The organism is Sphingomonas sp. GV3, from assembly GCF_031082075.1.
Lineage (GTDB): Bacteria > Pseudomonadota > Alphaproteobacteria > Sphingomonadales > Sphingomonadaceae > Sphingomonas > Sphingomonas beigongshangi.
In genome coordinates, this window is sequence record NZ_JARWLE010000001.1 from 825,730 (window position 1) to 842,675 (window position 16,946).

Genomic DNA, 16,946 nt, shown 5'->3' on the forward strand with positions numbered 1-16,946 from the left:
CGCGCCGATCCGGAAATCCTGCGTCAAGAATGCCCGACGACGCGCCTCAGCCCTGGTCCTCATAGGCGAGTTGCAGGACGCCCCAATGCTGACCGCCGATGCGGATCGAGGCGATGACCTGCTTGAGCAGCATCACCCCGCCACCCGCCAGCGGGCGGCGGTATGCCTTGAGGCAGAAGGGGTCGGTCATCGTGACCTGTTCCATCGTCTCCGGGTAGCGGAAGAACAGGCCGCAGCGCGCATGTTCGGCGTTCCACGCCGCATCGCCGGGCCGCTGTGGCTGCGATCGCTCGGGCATCGCCACCGAACCGTGGCCGCGTCGGTCGGTGAAGCTGATCCCGAAGAACCCCGGAAGAGACCGCGCCGCATCCTGCAGCGGCCTTGCCCCTGCCGTCATCGCCGGTTGGATGGGATGCGTGAACAGCGGCGGATCGGACTCGGCGATCTGTCGATAATCCTCGCCCATCGCGGCATCGAGCGACAGCTCCCCCCGTGCGATCGCGTCGTGCACCGCGGCAGCGGCCTTGGCCGCGGCGTCGAGCGCGAAGCGGATGTAGCGCGAATCGGGGATCTCGACGCCGCTTTCCGCCAGCATCTGCAGCATGCCGTTGGTATCGTTGCTGACGACATTGACGCGTTCGGACAGGCGTTGCAGCCCGCTGGCATTGTCGGTGGACGTGGTCGACAACGCGCCGAGGCCAAGGCCGACCTGATCGAGCGCGGTCGCCATGGACCGGATGCGGTCCGCGACGTTTTCGCTGTTGCGGGACAGCCCTTCCATCAGGCTGCCGAGCCGACCCACCGTGGATTCGATGTCCATCGTGCCGCGGTGCGCCGAGCGGGCCTTGGCGACACCCTTTCCGATGCTGTCGAGCATGGCCTGCGCCTCGGCGGTCAAGGTGGCGATCGACTGCTCGATCCGCTGCGTCGCGCCGGCGGATTGCGTCGCGAGCTTCTTCACCTCGGACGCGACGACCGCGAAGCCGAGCCCCGCATCGCCCGCACGCGCCGCCTCGATCGTGGCGTTGAGCGCGAGGAGATTGGTCTGCTGCGCGATCGCCTGGATCGTCGCGGTGACCTGTCCTACCTCCGCAAGGGCTCGATCGAAGTCGCCGAGCCCGTCGTGGAGCCGCGTGACCTCCGCGATCAGGCTGACGACGTCCGAGGTCGCCGCGTTGATCTGCGTGGTCGAATCGCCGATGACGGCATGCGCCGCCGCCGTCTGGTTGCGGGCTTCCGCCGCAGCACCGGCGACCTTGTCGATGTCGCCGGTCAGGCGGTTCATCTCGCCGCCGATCTGGTCGAGCGTCGAGGCCTGCTCGCTCACCCGGCCGGCGAGCGCCGCGATGTCCGCCTGGAGATCCAGCGTGCGGATACCGAGCTCGCCGGACATGCGCGCGGCGGAGAGAACGACCTGGTTGAGCGATCTTTCGGAGCCGATCATACACAAACGACTAGGGGTTCGTGGTTAAGGAACCTTCAACGGACGTCCATGCCGGCCGCGAAAGCGGTCAGGGTGCCGCGCGGCCATTGACGGACCGCGCCGGAGCGGCGACGCAGGATCCATGTCCGACACCCCTACCCGCAACATCGCGCTGCTGATCGATGCCGACAACGCCAGCTGGCACGCGATCGACCCGGTCCTCACCGTGCTTGCCGAGCTCGGGACGGTCAACGTCCGGCGCGTCTATGGCAACTGGAGCAAACCCGGCCTCAAGGGCTGGCGCGACATGACGGTGCGGCACGGCATCGAGCCGCAGCAGCAGTTCGACCTGACCAAGGGCAAGAATGCGACCGACATGAAGATGACGATCGATGCGATGGACCTGCTGTTCCGCGGACGGATCGAGGGTTTCGGCATCATGTCGTCGGACAGCGACTTCATGCCGTTGGCGACGCGGATCCGGCAGGACGGCATCCCCGTCTATGGCTTCGGCAGCGCCAAGACGCCGGAGGCGTTCAAGCAGGCGTGCACGCGGTTCATCGACGTGGACGCGCTGATGACCCCCGTGCAGCCGCAAAAGCCCGTCGCCGTCGAGGTGCCGATCGGCGAATCGCTGCCAGTCGCGATCGGGGCGGCCGCCCCCGCGAAGGCCAAGCCGATCGATCCCGACCTCGTCGCGCTGCTCATCGACACATATGGTTCGGTGAAGCGCGACGAGCGGGGCTATGCCAGCCTGTCGGCGATGGGACAGCTGGCGGGGAACCGCTCCAGCTTCGACGTGCGGAACTACGGCTATCGTCGCTTGTCGGACCTCATCCAGGCGGTGCCGAATTTCCAGAGCGAGCGCCGCGACGACGGGCGGGTCTTCGTCAAGCGCGTGCGCTGAGGGCCGGCACCGCTTCACGGCGCCTGGGTCAGGCTCTAACCGCGCCGCCGCCAGAAGGCGAAGGCGGCGCGCTGCCGCTCCTCGATATGGGCGACGGCGTCGGGGCCGTCCCAGGATCCCGCATAGCCGCGCGCGGCCGATCCGACCCACCAGCCTTGCCCCGGCAGTCGGTCGCTTTCGCGGACCACGAGCACGGCCAGCCCCGGCTCGCCGTCCTGCGCGCCGGCCGTATCGATCGCATCGAGCGTCTTGCACAAGGCGCGCATCTTGGGGCGCGTGAAGCGATGACCGAGCGCGCGAAGCAGTTCGCTGTAACTCAACGACCGCCCATCGCGCGCGGCAGCGACGAGAAGGGTCCGGACGAGCGCCGCGTCGGCGATCGTGCCCGGTCCTTCCGCCGGCTCGAAGCCGTTGGCGGCGAGCCAGCTGCCCAGGTCATCCCCGTGCGGCCGGCTCGTCCCCATCAGCGCGTCAGCTTCTTGTAAGCAAGCCGCGTCGGACGGTCGGCCGCATCGCCCATGCGGCGACGCTTGTCCTCCTCGTACGATTCGTAATTGCCCTCGAACCATTCGACGTGGCTGTCGCCTTCGAACGCCAGGATGTGGGTGCAGAGGCGATCGAGGAAGAAGCGATCGTGGCTGATCACCACCGCGCAGCCCGCGAACGTCTCCAGCGCCTCTTCGAGCGCACGCAGCGTCTCGACGTCGAGGTCGTTGGTCGGCTCGTCGAGCAGCAGGACGTTGCCGCCCTCCTTCAGCATCTTGGCCATGTGGACGCGGTTGCGCTCACCGCCGGAGAGCTGGCCGACCTTCTTCTGCTGGTCCTGGCCCTTGAAGTTGAACGCGCCGACATAGGCACGCGTGCCCAGTTCCTGCTTGCCGAAGCGGAAGACGTCGAGCCCGTCCGAGATTTCTTCCCAGACGTTCTTGTTGGGATCGAGGTCGTCGCGGCTCTGGTCGACATAGCCGAGGCGCACGGTCGAGCCGACCTCGATCGAGCCGGAATCCGGCTGGTCCTGGCCGGTGATCAGCCGGAACAGCGTCGACTTGCCCGCGCCGTTCGGCCCGATCACCCCGACGATCCCGCCCGGCGGCAGGTTGAAGTCGAGGTTCTCGAACAGCAGCTTGTCGCCATAGGCCTTGGTCAGCCCCTTGGCCTCGATCACCTTGCCGCCGAGCCGCTCGGGGATCTGGATGAGAATCTGCGCCTTGCCGACCGCGCGATTCTCCTGCGCCGCCATCAGTTCGTCGAACGCACGGATACGCGCCTTGGACTTGGTCTGGCGGGCCTTCGGCGTCTGTCGCATCCAGGCCAGCTCGTCGGCGATCGCCTTCTGGCGGCCCTGCTCCTCGCGCTCCTCCTGTTCGAGGCGCTTCGCCTTTTTCTCGAGATAGCCCGAATAGTTGCTCTCGTACGTGTAGTAGCGGCCGCGATCCAGCTCGAGCACCCAGTTCACGACATTGTCGAGGAAGTAGCGGTCGTGGGTGACGAGAATGACGTTGCCGGTATATTCCTTGAGGAAATTCTCCAGCCAGGCGACGCTCTCCGCGTCGAGGTGGTTGGTCGGCTCGTCGAGCAGCAGAATGTCCGGCTTTTCGAGAAGCAGGCGGCACAGCGCAACGCGACGCTTCTCGCCACCCGAAAGATTGGTCACCGGCGAGTCGGACGGTGGGCAGCGTAGCGCTTCCATCGCCTGCTCGAGCTGCGAATCTAGGCTCCACCCATCGGCGGCATCGATCTCCGCCTGCAGGTCGCCCATCTCCGTCATCAGGGCGTCGAAGTCGGTGTCGTCCTTCGGGTCGCCCATTTCGGCGGAGATGGCGTTGAAGCGGTTGATCTTGTCGACGATCGGACCGGCGCCGAGCCGCACGTTCTCGATCACCGTCTTGTCGGGATCGAGTTGCGGCTCCTGCGGCAGATAGCCGACGCGCACGCCCTCCGCGGCCCAGGCCTCGCCCTGGAAGTCCTGGTCGATGCCGCCCATGATCTTCATCAGCGTCGACTTGCCCGACCCGTTGGGCCCGATGATCGCGATCTTCGCGCTCGGCAGGAACTGAAGGTGGATGTTGTTGAGCACGGGCTTGTTCGCGCCCGGGAAGGTCTTCGTCAGACCCTTCATGACGTAGGTATACTGGACGGCCATGTGCCGACGGCTCCTGATCGAGAAAGCTGGGAGGATTTGCACGTGCATGTAGCGACCGGCGATCCTCTGCGCAAATGCCCGGCTTGTGCACCCGGCCGGCAACCGCCAAACCGCGGCAACATGCACGATCCAAAGGGGAAATTGATGACGCGTTCCGCCCTTGCCCTGTTGGCGCTGGTCGCCTCCACCGCGATGCCCGCCGCAGTCGGCGCGCAGCGCGCCGCCCCGCCCCTCCCGGCGAAGGTCGACCCGAAGGTCGCGGCGCTGCGCGATGCCGCGCTCAAGGACGACGTCGCCTGGGACATCGTCGAGGGCCTGACCACCGAGGTCGGCCAGCGGCTCGCCGCGACCGAGGCGGAGGCGCGCGCGCGAAGCTGGGCGGTGGCGAAGCTCAAGGCGCTCGGCTTCCGCAACGTCCATGTCGAGACCTACCAGATGCCGGTCTGGCTGCGCGGCGAGGAAAGCGCGCAGATCGTCGCCCCCTTTCCGCAGCAGCTGAAGCTCGTTGCGCTGGGCAATTCGGGCGCGACGCCCGCGGGCGGCATCACCGCCCCGGTGGTCGTGTTCAAGACCTATGGCGATCTCGCCAACGCCCCGGACGGCAGCCTCGCGGGCAAGATCGCCTATGTCGGCAATGCGATGCAGCCTGCGCAGGACGGGTCGAGCTACGGCACCTATGGCGTCGCGCGCTTCGTTGGACCGGCTCTGGCGGCACGCAAGGGCGCTATGGCGACGGTGATACGCTCGATCGGGACCGATCATCACCGCAACCCGCACACGGGCGGCACCAACTGGCCCGACGGGGTGACCCCGATCCCCGCCGCCGCGCTGTCGGTGCCGGACGCGGAATTGATCGAGCGGATGGCGGAGCGCGGCAAGCCCATCACGATGAAGCTCGTGCTCACGCCCCGCTTCGCCGGCACCGGTACGTCGGGCAACGTCGTCGCGGAGGTGCCGGGCACCGATCCGAAGGCGGGAATCGTGCTCGTCGGCGGTCACCTGGACAGCTGGGATCTCGGTACCGGCGCGATCGACGACGCCAGCGGCGTCGCGATCACGACCGCGGCGGCCAAGCGGCTGCTCGATGGTCCGCGCCCGCGCCGTACGATCCGTGTCGTCTGGTTCGGGGCGGAGGAACCGGGCGGCTTCGGCGGCAAGGACTATGCACGCGTCCATGGCAGCGAGCGCCATGCCACCGCCGGCGAAAGCGATTTCGGCGCGGACCGCGTATGGCGGTTCGAGGTCAACCTGCCGGACAGCGCGAAGCCCGTCGCCGACCGGTTGCAATCTGCGCTCGCGCCGCTGGGCATCGGGCGCGGCGCGGGTGTCGGGGGCGACGGCACCGACGTCGGCCCGACCCTGGCGCTGGGCGTTGCGGCGATCGACCTGAACCAGGATGGCACGCGCTATTTCGACACGCACCACACGCCGGACGACGTCCTGGATCGGATCGATCCCGAACAGCTGCGCCAGAATGTCGCCGCCTGGACGACGATGCTCGCCATCGTCGCCAACGCGCCCGAGGAAATCGGCGCGGTGACGCCGCGCCGCTGAGCCGTCCGGCGAACGCGATTGCCCTCACCGATGCCGGTTCAGCCGATCTCCGAGCGTAACGATTTGCCTCAAATCGGCCGCATTGGTTGCTGGCGGATGAATTTCGGCATTGACCGGGGGGAGTCGTGCGGTATTTGGGCTGTCTCGCGTCGGCAATCGGGTCGGCCGCGAACCTTTGCTTTGCTTGGGAGCAATCGAATGAAGAAGATCGCTTTCGTTCTCGCTGCCGCCGGCCTGATGTCCGTCGCTGCGTGCTCGAAGTCGCCGGAAGCTGCCGCCGTCGAGAACAACGGTGACATGCTGGCCGACAACATGGAAATGCAGGCGGACAACATGGACGCCATGGCCGACAACACCTCGAACGCCGCGGCTGCTGCGACGCTCGAGAACGCGGCCGACAACATGAACGCTGCTGCCGACAACGTCCGCGACGCCGCCGACGCCAAGGCCGACAACATGTAATCGCGCCCGCGTCGGGTCCGCCCGACGCGCCGGTGCATCATGTTGCACGTTCGAAAAGGGCGTTTCCCGATGCGGGAAGCGCCCTTTTTCTTTTTCCGGTCCTGCGCTAGGCGGGAACGAGGGTGGGGCCTGTAGCTCAATGGTTAGAGCTGGCCGCTCATAACGGCTAGGTTGCGGGTTCGAGTCCTGCCGGGCCCACCACTATCGCCTTGCACGACGACAAAGGGTCGCGGGGGAGCACAGCTCGCGGCCTGCCGCGATCAACGCGCGGACGGCCTTACTGACGACCGGGTGCCGCAGCCTCCCCGGCATTCGTCGCGACGTCGCGGATCAATCGGGCAATTTGCGCGACCAGGGTTTCCACCAGCGACGGGGTGCGAACAAGGTGATGCCCTTCTCGTCCGTCGCGCGATACAGATCCCTCGCCAGCGACCGCAACTGCCGGTCGTTCAGCGCGAGGTGCAGCTTGGTATAGCTTCCCTGCCGGAAACCTTCCGCCGAATCCGCGATCTGAAGGGTCAGCACCGTACCGCCGCGGGTCCGATTGCGGCGCCAGCCAGCCAATGCGCCAGCCATCTCGATCAGCATCAAACCCCTCCGGCAGGCGGCAGAACCGCCGATTCGGATTCAATTAACCATCTTTTCCGGTTGCGACCAGATGCCACGGACAGGCGCTTAGGCATTGCGGTGCAAGCCATTACCGATACGTGTCCGGGCATCCGCATGCCGCGGCCAGACGACGTGCCTCTCCCTTCCTTCCACGGCCACTGCCCGCCCGGTCATCGTGCCGCTTCCTGGCACCGATGCGCTTGCATGCACTAGCCCGCCCCATGTATGTCTTGGCTTTCCAACCGGTAAGCGCGATGAATTGGAACCGGCGACCGCGTTAACGGTTTGTTTGCGATCTTCCAGGAGGGGAACATGGACCCGCTTATCATCGTCCTTCCATTGCTGCTCGTCCTGCTCGTCGGATCGATCAGGATGGCGGGGTCGGAAAAGCGCCGCCGGCGCCAGGCGTGGGCCGCCTATTACCGCCAACCGGACAGCTATGGTTCGAAGCGCTGACCCTGCATGAGCAAAACGGGGTGCGATAACGGCTCCGAGGACCATCACGAACCGGTGCGTGACGCCGGCTGCACATCGTCTGCCGCGTTTAACGTCGTCCGCTGCATGTTTTAAGCCATGGTCGACTGCAGAGAGACATTCAGCGGTCGGCGGGCGCAGTCATCAAAGGCTTGCCTCGCGGCACATCTGTCCCTAGGCGCAGTCGCTCGGTCGGGGAGTGGCGCAGTCCGGTAGCGCGCCTGCTTTGGGAGCAGGATGTCGCAGGTTCGAATCCTGTCTCCCCGACCATCCGCAATCCCCCCGCTTATTCGTCAGCGTGATGCGATGCCCGCTGGTCGGTGAGGCGCGCCGTTCCGCGTGGCCAGCGGCTGATGAGGACACGGATCAATCCCCCCTCATGGAAAGCGGCGCGATGCCAGGCGGCATAGCGGCGGCTCCTTATGCGCAGGTCGTGGCGATAGAGTGCGATTGCGCCGATCGGTGCGGCTGCGACTGCGCCGATAACGATCCAGTCCGTCAGATCGAGGTGCTGCCAATACATCGCGTCACCCATTGGGGCGCTCTGTCGGGAGGGAGTTCACGAGCCATCCGACAGAGCGTGCGCTGATCATGCAACCGTACAGAAACGGTAGCAATGACAATGATATGCCGAAAGCTGCTGGCAGTCCCCGATCGGGACGGCGCCGCCGCAGGCCGGGCATGGGGACAGGCCCTTACGCACGCGCGCCGGATCAGCGCAGCACGGTGGCCAGCGTCCACCAGCCGTGCGCGCGCGCCGCGTCAGCAGCCTCGTCGCGCCCGGCCTCGTCCTCGAACAATGCGAAGCAGGTCGCACCCGATCCCGACATCCGGGACAGTGTCGCCCCCGGCGCCGCGTCGAGCAACGCGCGAACGTCGGCAATGACGGGCGCGAGCGCGATCGCGGGGGGTTCCAGGTCGTTGCGTCCCGCCCGGGCCGTCGCCATCAGGTCGGTGCCCAACACAAGGGGGCCGCGGTCTATGCCGTCCCAGCGGCCGAACACCACCGAGGTCGATACCGCCACACCCGGATTGACCAGCAGCAGCGGCCGACCCGACAAGCCCTCGACCGCGGTCAACGCCTCCCCCTTGCCCGTGCCCAGGGTGGTTCGTCCGTCGAGACAGGCGGGGACGTCCGCGCCGAGCGCGGCGGCGATTGCGAACAGGCGTGGATCGTCGACCGCGACGCCATTGATACGGGCGAGCGCCCTCAGCGTCGCTGCGGCATCGGCGGAGCCGCCGCCGATACCGGACGCGATCGGCAGATGCTTGTCGAGCGTGATCGCCACGGCACCGCCGCCGAAGGTCGCGCGGAACGCGTCCCGCGCGCGTGTGACGAGATTGTCGGACGAGGCCGACAGACCGTGACCGAAAGGTCCCGTGATCGCGACATCATCCGTTTCGGCTTCGACGACGGTGATCGTGTCTCCGTCGCGGGCGAAGGCGAACAGCGTCTCCAGCTCGTGGTAACCGTCCGCGCGACGGCGGCGGACATGCAGCGCGAGGTTGATCTTCGCCGGCGCGATCTCCTCGATCATCGGGCGACGCGTCCTTCCGCGATCTTTCGCGACAGACGGGCCGACACGTCTTTGTCCGCTCCGAGCGCGGCGGCCCGCCACGCATAGCGTGCCTCGAAACGCCGCCCCAGCACCCAATACAGATCGCCGAGATGCTCGCCGATCTCCGCATTGCCGGGTTGCGCCTCCGCCGCGCCGACGATCAGCGGCAGGGCGTCACGGTCGCGTCCGACGAGATGATAGGCCCAGCCGAGCGAGTCGGCGATGGAACTGTCCTGCGGCTTAAGGCTGTGCGCGCGTTCGAGCATGGCGACGGCGCCCGCTCTGTCGTCATCGTGGTCGGCCATGGCATAGCCAAGATAGTTGAGCGCCAGCGGTTCGGCCGGCGCCAGCGCGACGGCCTTGCGGAGTGCTTCGCGCGCGGACGGCCAGTCACCGGCCTGTTCCAGCGCCCCGCCATATTGCAGCCAGCTTGCCCATTCGCCGCCGGCGCCCTCGTCGATGATATGACGGTACCAGCGAGCCCCCTCAGCGTAGCGACCCGCGGCGAGCAGGCGGTCGGCATAGCGCTGCCAGTCACCGGCGGTGGCGTCCCTCGCCGTCGCGCGGTCAGCCGCGAGCGACAAGGCTTCTGCATCCTGTTTCGCCCCCGCGAGCACATCGATCCGTGCGGCGGCGGCGGACGGCGCAAAGGGGCTGGTGGCCGGAACGGCGGCGAGCAGCGCGATCGCGCCGTCGGTCATTCCCTCCGCGGCCAGCGCGCTGGCGAGCAGCATGCGCGCACGATCGTTCGAAGGATCGGCGATCAGTGCGGTCCGCGACAGCGCGACCGCCAGCACGGAAGGCCCCTGCCCGGCCAGATCCCCGGCGACACGCGCGAGCAGCCGCGACACGCCGAACGCCAGCGTCGGCCGCGCCCCGATCCCCTTTCGAAAGGCCGCAATGACGGGGTCGTCACCCGTCAGGAAACTCCGCGCGGGCTCCGGCTGCCCCTTGTCGAACAGGAGTTGTGCAGCAGCGAGGCGCAGATCGATGGGCGCACCGGTCGCCTGCATCGCGCGGACGGTCGCGACGCCCCGCACCGTGTCACCGCCCGCGATCTGGAGCAACGCGCCGGTCTCCATCGCAAGCCGCTGCGCGATGGGATCCTTCAGCGCGGCGGCGGACGCGAGCGCCGGCGCCGGATCGACACCCCGAACGAAGCTGGTCCAGCCGCGCAACGCAGGGGCGAGGACGCCGAGCGGCGTGTCGACCAGCCCCGCGATGGCACGATCCGCGGCCGCCACATCGCCACGACGCGCAGCCTCCGCCAGGGGGAACAGCGCCAGATCGCCGGGCGCCTGCGGCGATCCCTGAAGGATGCCGACGGCGCGTGCGGCAAGGGCAAGATCGCCCCCCTCCAGCGCCTCGCGATACGCGCGCGCGGCGATTGCCGCGTCGCCGGGCGATGCCATCAACGCGCGCGCATAGCTCGCGCTGGCGGCGTCCACCTGCCCCGCCGCGTCCGCGGCGCGGGCCTTCATATAGTCGGCGATCCCGCGCGAAGTGGCGCCGGTATCGGCGTGCGCCGGGCGGGCGATCAGCAGGATTGCCGCCGACGCAATCAACGAACGCTTACATATTGGGATAATTCGGGCCTCCGCCACCCTCGGGCACCACCCAGTTGATGTTCTGGGTCGGGTCCTTGATGTCGCACGTCTTGCAGTGGACGCAATTCTGCGCGTTGATCACGAACTTCGGGTCGCCGGTCTCGACACCCACAACCTCGTAAACGCCCGCCGGGCAGTAGCGTTGCGCCGGCTCGTCGTACAGAGGCAGGTTGTGCTCGATCGGAACGTGCGCGTCCTTGAGCGTGAGGTGGACGGGCTGGTCCTCCTCGTGGTTGGTGTTCGAGAGGAACACCGACGACAGGCGATCGAAGGTCAGCACGCCGTCCGGCTTGGGATAGACGGGCGGCTTGACCATGTCCTTGCGCCACAGGCTTTCGTGGTCCGGATGATGCTTCATCGTGAAGGGCATGCGGATGCCGAAATGCTCGAGCCACATGGTCACGCCGGCCAGCCCCGAGCCCAGGAAGTCGCCGAACTTCTTGACCAGCGGCACGACGTTGCGGACGATCGACAGCTCCTTCTTCACCCACGACCGGTCGAACGCCTCCGGATAGGCGGCAAGTTCGTCATGCTCGCGCTGCGACAGGATCGCGTCGACCGCCGCCTCGGCCGCCATCATGCCGCTCTTCATCGCGGTATGCGTGCCCTTGATGCGCGGGACGTTGAGGAAGCCGGCGCTGTCGCCGATCAGCGCGCCGCCGGGGAACACGAGCTTGGGTAGCGACTGCAGGCCGCCGTCGCTGATTGCGCGCGCGCCGTAGGACACGCGCTTGCCGCCCTTCAGGATCGCGGCGATCTCCGGATGCGTCTTCCACTTCTGCATCTCCTGGAACGGCGAGATGTAGGGGTTGGAATAGTTGAGCCAGGTAACGAAGCCGAGGCTGACCTGGCCGTTCGCCTGATGATAGAGCCAGCCGCCGCCATTGGCGTCGTCGCCCAGCGGCCAGCCCTGCGTGTGAATGACGCGGCCGGGCTTGTGGAACGCGGGATCGATGTCCCACAATTCCTTGACGCCCAGGCCATAGACCTGCGGATCGCTGTCCTTGTCGAGCGCGAAGGTGCGGATGATCTCCTTGCTGAGATGACCGCGGCAGCCCTCGCCGAAGAAGGTGTATTTGGCGTGCAGCTCCAGCCCGGGCTGATAATCGGGCTTGTGCGTGCCGTCGCGCGCGACGCCCATGTCGCCCGTGGCAACGCCCTTCACCCGCCCCTGCTCGTCGAACAGGATCTCCGCCGCGGCGAACCCCGGGAAGATCTCGACGCCCAGCTCCTCCGCCTTGCCCGCCAGCCAGCGGCACAGATTGCCCAGGCTGCCGGTATAGGTGCCCTTGTTGTGCAGGAAGGGCGGCGTCCACAGATGGGGCAGCACGGTCTTCTTCTTCGCCGACAGGACCCAGTGCAGATTCTCCGTCACCGGCACCTCGGCAAGCGGGCAGCCGTCGTCGCGCCAGTCGGGCAACAGCTCGTCGAGCGTGCGCGGGTCGATCACCGCACCCGAGAGGATGTGCGCGCCGACCTCCGATCCCTTTTCGAGGACGCAGACCGAAAGGTCCGCACCCTTTTCGGCGGCCATCTGCTTGAAGCGGATCGCGGCGCTGAGCCCAGCGGGGCCTGCGCCGACGATCACCACGTCATAGGGCATCGATTCGCGGTTCGACATCATCTCACTCCCGGATGCCGGTATCCGTAACGGAACGACCGCGCGTGGCGATCGGGCGCGGGCCGGCAACGTCTTGTCCACGAAACGCGATCGGACAAGTTGACGAAAACGTCAACCACGGTGAGAAGGCGCACCGATGGGGGCGGATCAACATCTCGACTGGATGGGCGCGGCGGCAAGCGCATTGTCCTGGTGGCAGGACGCCGGCGTCGACATGCTTGTCGACGACGCGCCCCGCGACTGGTTGGCGCCCCCATCGCCGGAACCGGCCGACCCGCTCGGAACGTCCCTAGGCGGAGCTGCAACGCAGGCGCCCGCCGTCGCCGTGCCCGCCGTAGCCATGCCCGAGACGCTCGAAGCCTTCATGGCGTGGCGCATGGGGCAGGACGTGCCGGAGGCGTCATGGCGCGGCATTTCCGTAGCGGCCAGCGGCCCGGCGGATGCGGCCATCATGGTCCTGGCGGATTGTCCCGACAAGGACGACGGCGATGCCGGCACCCTGCTGACCGGCGCAGCGGGGCGGCTGTTCGACCGGATGCTCGCGGCGATCGGACTCTCGCGTGACGCGATCCACGTCGCCGCGGTATGCGCACGCCGGCCCGTCGCGGGTCGCATGCCGGGCGAGGTGGAGGAACGGCTTGGGGATATCGCGCGCCATCACATCGGCCTTGTCGCGCCGAAGCGGCTGCTGTTGCTCGGCAATGCGGCGAGCCGTGCGATTCTATCGGCGGAAATGCCGGGCACGCGCGGGTCTTTACACCCGTTTAACCATAAACGCGGCACGACACAGGTGGTCGCGACCTTCCACCCGCGCTTCCTGATCGAGAAGCCGGTGGCCAAGGCCGAGGCGTGGAAGGACCTGCAATTGCTGATGGGGGATTGGCCCGCATGACCCGCACGCTGGCGATCATACTGGCGACGACGCTCATTCCGGCTGCCGCGCATGCGGCGCCTGACTCCGCACCGGCCTCGTCGGCCGCAACCACTGGAGCGGCGAACCCGGTCGAACAGGTTCCCGCGCAACTCGATGCAGCGCAGCGCGAGGGGTATCGCGCCGTCTTCCAGGCGATCCGCGAGGCACGCTGGCAGGATGCGCAGATCGGGCTGGACACGATGAAGCCGGGCCCGCTGCATGCGATCGCCCGGGCGGAGCTGTACACCGCCAAGGGTTCGCCGAAGGTCGAGATGGCGCCCCTCGTCGCGCTGCTGAACGAAGCGCCCGAGCTACCGGAGGCGGCGGATCTGACGCGCCTGGCGAAGGCCCGCGGGGCGACCGACCTGCCCCCGCTGCCGATGGCGCAGCGGCTGATCTGGCAGGATGGCGCCCCGCGCCGGGTACGGGCGAAGGCGACGCGGTCCGACGAGATCGCGGCCACGCTTGCCGTGCAGATGCAGCCGTTCGTCAAGGCGGACATGGCGCTCGAGGCGCGCGCGCTGCTGGAGTCGACGAGCGGCCTGTCGCCCGAGGCGCAGACCGAGTGGCAGGCCAAGGTCGCCTGGGTGTATTTCCTGACCGGCGACGACGCCAACGCCCGCGTGATGGCCGCGCAGGCCGGCGACGGTGCGGGCGACTGGAGCGTGCAGGGCCGATGGATGGGCGCCCTCGCCGCCTGGCGCCAGGGCGATTGCGCCGCGGCGGAGGCTGGCTTCGAAGGCGTCGCGGCACGCGCGACGGACGTCGATCTGCGCGCGGCCGCGCTCTACTGGGCGTCGCGGGCCGATATCGTCTGCGGTCGACCCGACAAGGTGCAGGCGCGCCTGCAGTCCGCGGCGCAATTCTCCGAAAGCTTCTATGGTCAGCTGTCGCGGCAGGCGCTGCTGATCCGCGACAAGGCCAAGCCCGGCAGCGGCGTCGTCGCGGCGGACTGGGCACGGCTCGAGAGGCGCCCCAATCTGCGCGTCGCGGCGGCCCTGGTCGAGATCGGCGAGACGGATCTCGCCGACGACGTGATCCGCCAGCAGGCGCGGATCGGCGATCCAGCCGAATTCGGCAGCCTCGTTCGCGTCGCCGAGGCGCTGAGCCTGCCGGCGACGACGGTTTGGCTCGCCCACAACTGCCCGCAGGGCGTCACCGCAACGGCCGAGGCCCGGTACCCGACGCCGAACTGGACGCCCGCCAGCGGCTGGCGCGTCGACAAGGCGCTCGTCTACGCGCACACGCTCGAAGAAAGCGGCTTTCGGAGCAAAGTGACCAGCCCGGCCGGCGCCTATGGCCTGATGCAGATCATGCCCGCCGCGGCGACCGACTATATGCGCGAGCGCGGGATGACGGTGGACAAGGCGGCCCTGTCCAAGCCCTCGACCAATATGGACATCGGCCAGCGGCATCTCGAAAGGCTGCGCGACATGGCGAGCGTGACGGGCGGCCTGCTGCCCAAGGTGATCGCCGCCTACAATGCCGGTCCGAAGCCGGTCGGCGAGTGGAACGCCATCGTCCGCGACGGCGGCGATCCGCTGCTCTACATCGAGAGCATCCCCTATTGGGAGACGCGCGGTTACGTGACGACCGTGCTGCGCAACTATTGGATGTACGAGGCGCAGGCCGGTCGCAAGGCGTCGACCAGCCGGTCCGCGCTGGCGCAGGGTCTCTGGCCTCGCTTCCCCGGTCTGCCCGGCGCGTCGTCGGTCCGCCTCAACACGCGCGCACCCGCCACGGCGATCGCGGTCAACGGCAGCGTCTCGCCGCGTTCGACGACCACCGTCGCGCACGACTGACCGCAACCTTTCGTCACGCGCGCCGCGCTTGTCGCGGTTCCGCGATCGGGTATGTTGCCCCCGCCGACGCGATCCGACGTTCGGCGGATGGAGAGGCGCGACGATGCTTGGCGGCATGCAGGATTTCGAACTTCGGGTTCCTTCGATCCTCGACCATGCGGCGCGCGAGCATAGCGCGCGCGAGATCGTTACCCATTGGGCCGACGGACGCGAGACGCGGACGACCTGGGCGGGCATCGCGCATGATGCGCGGCGGCTGGCACAGGCATTCACGCGCCTTGGCCTGCGACCCGGGGACAGGGTCGCGACACTGGCGATGAACCACGCCCATCACCTGACCGCCTGGTATGGCGCGATCGGCATGGGCGGCGTGATCCACACGATCAATCCGCGCCTTTTCGACGACCAGCTCGTCTATATCGCCAATCACGCGGAAGATCGCGTGCTGCTCTACGATCGCGCGTTCCAGCCGATCGTCGATCGCCTCCGCGACCGGTGGACGACGATCGAACATTATGTCGTGATGGACGGCGAAGGCTCCGGCAGCTTCGCCGCGCTGATCGACGCGGAGGATGGCGACTTCGCCTGGGTCGCCGGTCCCGAACGCGATCCCTGCATGCTCTGCTACACCAGCGGCACGACGGGCAATCCGAAGGGCGTTCTGTTCACGCATCGCTCGAGCGTGCTGCACGCCTTGCTCGTCGCCTCCCCGGCGGTGCTGACGCTCAACTCGGCGGCGGTCCTGCTGCCGGTGGTGCCGCTGTTCCATGCCGCCGCCTGGGGCACGTCGTTCGCCGCGCCGCTCGCCGGTGCGAAACTCGTCTATTCGGCTGTCAACGACGCCGCCGTGCTGTGCGACCTGATGAACCGAGAGAAGGTCACCATCTCCGCCGGCGTACCGACCGTGTGGCTGGCGATGTTCGCGCATATCGATGCGACCGGACAGCGGCCGGAGCATCTGAAGCTGGCGACGATCGGCGGCTCGGCCGCGCCGCGCGCGATGATCGCACGGCTGATGGACATGGGCGCGGAGGTCAAGCACCTGTGGGGCATGACGGAGACGTCGCCCGTCGCGACCGCCGCCGCACCGCCGCCGGACTGGGACGATTGGACGCGCGAGGAGAAGTTAGACCTGCTGACCCGGCAGGGTGCCGTTCCCTATGGCGTGGAGCTGAGCATCCTGGACGATGCCGGAAACCGCCTGCCGCGCGACGGCAAGAGCGCGGGGCGGCTCCACATCCGCGGCCCTTGGGTGATCCAGCGCTACTTCGGTGCGGACACGGACGCGGTCGACGCCGAGGGCTGGTTCGACACGGGCGACGTCGCGGTGCTGCACCCAGACGGATCGATGCAGATCACCGACCGGTCCAAGGACGTCATCAAGTCGGGCGGCGAATGGATCAGCTCGGTCGAGCTGGAGAATGCCGCGATCGGCTGCCCCGGCGTGGCGGAGGCCGCCGCGATCGGCGTGCCGCATCCCAAATGGGACGAGCGGCCGTTGCTCGTCGTCGTCCGCAAGCCGGGGGCGACCGTATCGGAGGAGGACGTGTTGACGCATCTGCGCCCGCTCGTCGCCAAATGGTGGCTGCCGGACGCGGTCGTCTTCGTCGACTCGCTTCCCCATACTGCCACTGGGAAGCTGCTCAAGACGGCGTTGCGCGAGACGTTTCGCGACTATCGCTTCGCCGCCTGAGCGGGATATTACGCGTCCGAAGGCTCGTCGGGAGCGTGATTGCCGTAACCAGCGCCCGATTCCGGCTGCTGCTCGGCGGCGTCGTCGCGGTCCGTCTCGTCGACTGGGTCGGGTTGCTGCTGGTCGGGTCGGGGATCGGTCATCTCTGTCTCCTTGCCCGGAATCAACCGACAGCCGCT

At 67.9% G+C, this 16,946-nt stretch carries 16 protein-coding genes and 2 tRNA genes; 9 read left to right on the forward strand and 9 right to left on the reverse strand.

Going from position 1 to position 16,946, the window contains the following annotated elements; translation table 11 throughout:
* Window positions 1-46: 46 nt before the first annotated feature.
* Window positions 47-1,444, reverse strand: a complete 1,398-nt coding sequence (locus RF701_RS03765; protein ID WP_210358549.1) for a methyl-accepting chemotaxis protein — start codon at window positions 1,442-1,444, stop codon at window positions 47-49.
* A gap of 121 nt (window positions 1,445-1,565) precedes the next feature.
* Between RF701_RS03765 and RF701_RS03770 the strand changes: the two genes are divergently transcribed.
* On the forward strand, window positions 1,566-2,330 hold the full coding sequence (locus tag RF701_RS03770; protein WP_308814130.1) for an NYN domain-containing protein: 765 nt from the start codon (window positions 1,566-1,568) through the stop codon (window positions 2,328-2,330).
* Window positions 2,331-2,365: 35 nt separating this feature from the next.
* Here the strand turns inward: RF701_RS03770 and RF701_RS03775 are convergent, their stop codons facing one another.
* Window positions 2,366-2,794: a ribose-phosphate pyrophosphokinase gene (locus tag RF701_RS03775; protein WP_246848271.1), complete on the reverse strand. Its 429-nt coding sequence runs from the start codon at window positions 2,792-2,794 to the stop codon at window positions 2,366-2,368.
* Window positions 2,794-4,473 (reverse strand): energy-dependent translational throttle protein EttA, encoded by a 1,680-nt coding sequence (ettA, locus tag RF701_RS03780; protein WP_203310016.1) that lies wholly within the window; start codon window positions 4,471-4,473, stop codon window positions 2,794-2,796. The genes RF701_RS03775 and ettA overlap by 1 nt, the downstream gene beginning before the upstream one ends.
* Before the next feature lie 144 nt (window positions 4,474-4,617).
* Here ettA and RF701_RS03785 point away from each other — a divergent pair, with 144 nt between their 5' ends.
* The 3 genes from RF701_RS03785 (at window position 4,618) to RF701_RS03795 (ending at window position 6,690) form a co-directional block, all read left to right on the forward strand.
* Entirely contained in the window at window positions 4,618-6,027 is a 1,410-nt protein-coding gene (locus tag RF701_RS03785; RefSeq protein ID WP_308814132.1) for a M28 family peptidase, read from the forward strand.
* 198 nt (window positions 6,028-6,225) lie between these two features.
* On the forward strand, window positions 6,226-6,489 hold the full coding sequence (locus RF701_RS03790; protein ID WP_203310018.1) for a hypothetical protein: 264 nt from the start codon (window positions 6,226-6,228) through the stop codon (window positions 6,487-6,489).
* A gap of 125 nt (window positions 6,490-6,614) precedes the next feature.
* Window positions 6,615-6,690 (forward strand) — tRNA-Ile (locus RF701_RS03795).
* Between the two features lie 129 nt (window positions 6,691-6,819).
* Here RF701_RS03795 and RF701_RS03800 read toward each other — a convergent pair.
* Window positions 6,820-7,077: a hypothetical protein gene (locus RF701_RS03800; protein WP_203310019.1), complete on the reverse strand. Its 258-nt coding sequence runs from the start codon at window positions 7,075-7,077 to the stop codon at window positions 6,820-6,822.
* A gap of 333 nt (window positions 7,078-7,410) precedes the next feature.
* On the opposite strand from RF701_RS03800, the gene RF701_RS03805 reads away from it, so the two are divergent.
* The gene (locus tag RF701_RS03805; RefSeq protein WP_308814133.1) at window positions 7,411-7,554 is read left to right on the forward strand and encodes a hypothetical protein; all 144 of its coding nucleotides are present in this window, start codon (window positions 7,411-7,413) and stop codon (window positions 7,552-7,554) included.
* Between the two features lie 211 nt (window positions 7,555-7,765).
* Window positions 7,766-7,842: transfer RNA gene (locus RF701_RS03810), tRNA-Pro, on the forward strand.
* A gap of 16 nt (window positions 7,843-7,858) precedes the next feature.
* Here the strand turns inward: RF701_RS03810 and RF701_RS03815 are convergent.
* The 4 genes from RF701_RS03815 to RF701_RS03830 form a co-directional block, all read right to left on the reverse strand.
* Window positions 7,859-8,107: a hypothetical protein gene (locus RF701_RS03815; protein ID WP_210358545.1), complete on the reverse strand. Its 249-nt coding sequence runs from the start codon at window positions 8,105-8,107 to the stop codon at window positions 7,859-7,861.
* 178 nt (window positions 8,108-8,285) lie between these two features.
* Complete coding sequence (locus tag RF701_RS03820; RefSeq protein WP_308814134.1) at window positions 8,286-9,110, reverse strand: 4-(cytidine 5'-diphospho)-2-C-methyl-D-erythritol kinase; 825 nt, start codon at window positions 9,108-9,110, stop codon at window positions 8,286-8,288.
* Entirely contained in the window at window positions 9,107-10,696 is a 1,590-nt protein-coding gene (locus RF701_RS03825) for a tetratricopeptide repeat protein (protein ID WP_308814135.1), read from the reverse strand. Before RF701_RS03825 ends, RF701_RS03820 begins: the two co-directional genes overlap by 4 nt.
* A gap of 7 nt (window positions 10,697-10,703) precedes the next feature.
* Entirely contained in the window at window positions 10,704-12,359 is a 1,656-nt protein-coding gene (locus tag RF701_RS03830) for an electron transfer flavoprotein-ubiquinone oxidoreductase (protein ID WP_287978584.1), read from the reverse strand.
* 136 nt (window positions 12,360-12,495) lie between these two features.
* On the opposite strand from RF701_RS03830, the gene RF701_RS03835 reads away from it, so the two are divergent.
* The 3 genes from RF701_RS03835 (at window position 12,496) to RF701_RS03845 (ending at window position 16,767) form a co-directional block, all read left to right on the forward strand.
* Window positions 12,496-13,251, forward strand: a complete 756-nt coding sequence (locus RF701_RS03835; RefSeq protein ID WP_308814136.1) for a uracil-DNA glycosylase — start codon at window positions 12,496-12,498, stop codon at window positions 13,249-13,251.
* Window positions 13,248-15,074, forward strand: coding sequence for a lytic transglycosylase domain-containing protein (locus RF701_RS03840; RefSeq protein WP_308814137.1), 1,827 nt, complete (start codon window positions 13,248-13,250; stop codon window positions 15,072-15,074). The genes RF701_RS03835 and RF701_RS03840 overlap by 4 nt, the downstream gene beginning before the upstream one ends.
* Before the next feature lie 103 nt (window positions 15,075-15,177).
* Window positions 15,178-16,767, forward strand: a complete 1,590-nt coding sequence (locus RF701_RS03845) for a long-chain fatty acid--CoA ligase (protein WP_308814138.1) — start codon at window positions 15,178-15,180, stop codon at window positions 16,765-16,767.
* An 8-nt stretch (window positions 16,768-16,775) separates the two neighbouring features.
* On the opposite strand, the gene RF701_RS03850 is transcribed toward RF701_RS03845, so the two are convergent.
* On the reverse strand, window positions 16,776-16,910 hold the full coding sequence (locus RF701_RS03850) for a hypothetical protein (RefSeq protein ID WP_282596512.1): 135 nt from the start codon (window positions 16,908-16,910) through the stop codon (window positions 16,776-16,778).
* Window positions 16,911-16,946: the final 36 nt, after the last annotated feature.

Excerpts from the sequence above, each read along its gene's own strand:
- RF701_RS03765 (WP_210358549.1), bottom strand. The coding sequence starts at position 1,444 with ATGATCGGCTCCGAAAGATCGCTCAACCAGGTCGTTCTCTCCGCCGCG.
- RF701_RS03770 (WP_308814130.1), top strand. The coding sequence starts at position 1,566 with ATGTCCGACACCCCTACCCGCAACATCGCGCTGCTGATCGATGCCGAC.
- RF701_RS03775 (WP_246848271.1), bottom strand. The coding sequence starts at position 2,794 with ATGGGGACGAGCCGGCCGCACGGGGATGACCTGGGCAGCTGGCTCGCC.
- ettA (WP_203310016.1), bottom strand. The coding sequence starts at position 4,473 with ATGGCCGTCCAGTATACCTACGTCATGAAGGGTCTGACGAAGACCTTC.
- RF701_RS03785 (WP_308814132.1), top strand. The coding sequence starts at position 4,618 with ATGACGCGTTCCGCCCTTGCCCTGTTGGCGCTGGTCGCCTCCACCGCG.
- RF701_RS03790 (WP_203310018.1), top strand. The coding sequence starts at position 6,226 with ATGAAGAAGATCGCTTTCGTTCTCGCTGCCGCCGGCCTGATGTCCGTC.
- RF701_RS03800 (WP_203310019.1), bottom strand. The coding sequence starts at position 7,077 with ATGCTGATCGAGATGGCTGGCGCATTGGCTGGCTGGCGCCGCAATCGG.
- RF701_RS03805 (WP_308814133.1), top strand. The coding sequence starts at position 7,411 with ATGGACCCGCTTATCATCGTCCTTCCATTGCTGCTCGTCCTGCTCGTC.
- RF701_RS03815 (WP_210358545.1), bottom strand. The coding sequence starts at position 8,107 with ATGGGTGACGCGATGTATTGGCAGCACCTCGATCTGACGGACTGGATC.
- RF701_RS03820 (WP_308814134.1), bottom strand. The coding sequence starts at position 9,110 with ATGATCGAGGAGATCGCGCCGGCGAAGATCAACCTCGCGCTGCATGTC.
- RF701_RS03830 (WP_287978584.1), bottom strand. The coding sequence starts at position 12,359 with ATGTCGAACCGCGAATCGATGCCCTATGACGTGGTGATCGTCGGCGCA.
- RF701_RS03835 (WP_308814136.1), top strand. The coding sequence starts at position 12,496 with ATGGGGGCGGATCAACATCTCGACTGGATGGGCGCGGCGGCAAGCGCA.
- RF701_RS03840 (WP_308814137.1), top strand. The coding sequence starts at position 13,248 with ATGACCCGCACGCTGGCGATCATACTGGCGACGACGCTCATTCCGGCT.
- RF701_RS03845 (WP_308814138.1), top strand. The coding sequence starts at position 15,178 with ATGCTTGGCGGCATGCAGGATTTCGAACTTCGGGTTCCTTCGATCCTC.
- RF701_RS03850 (WP_282596512.1), bottom strand. The coding sequence starts at position 16,910 with ATGACCGATCCCCGACCCGACCAGCAGCAACCCGACCCAGTCGACGAG.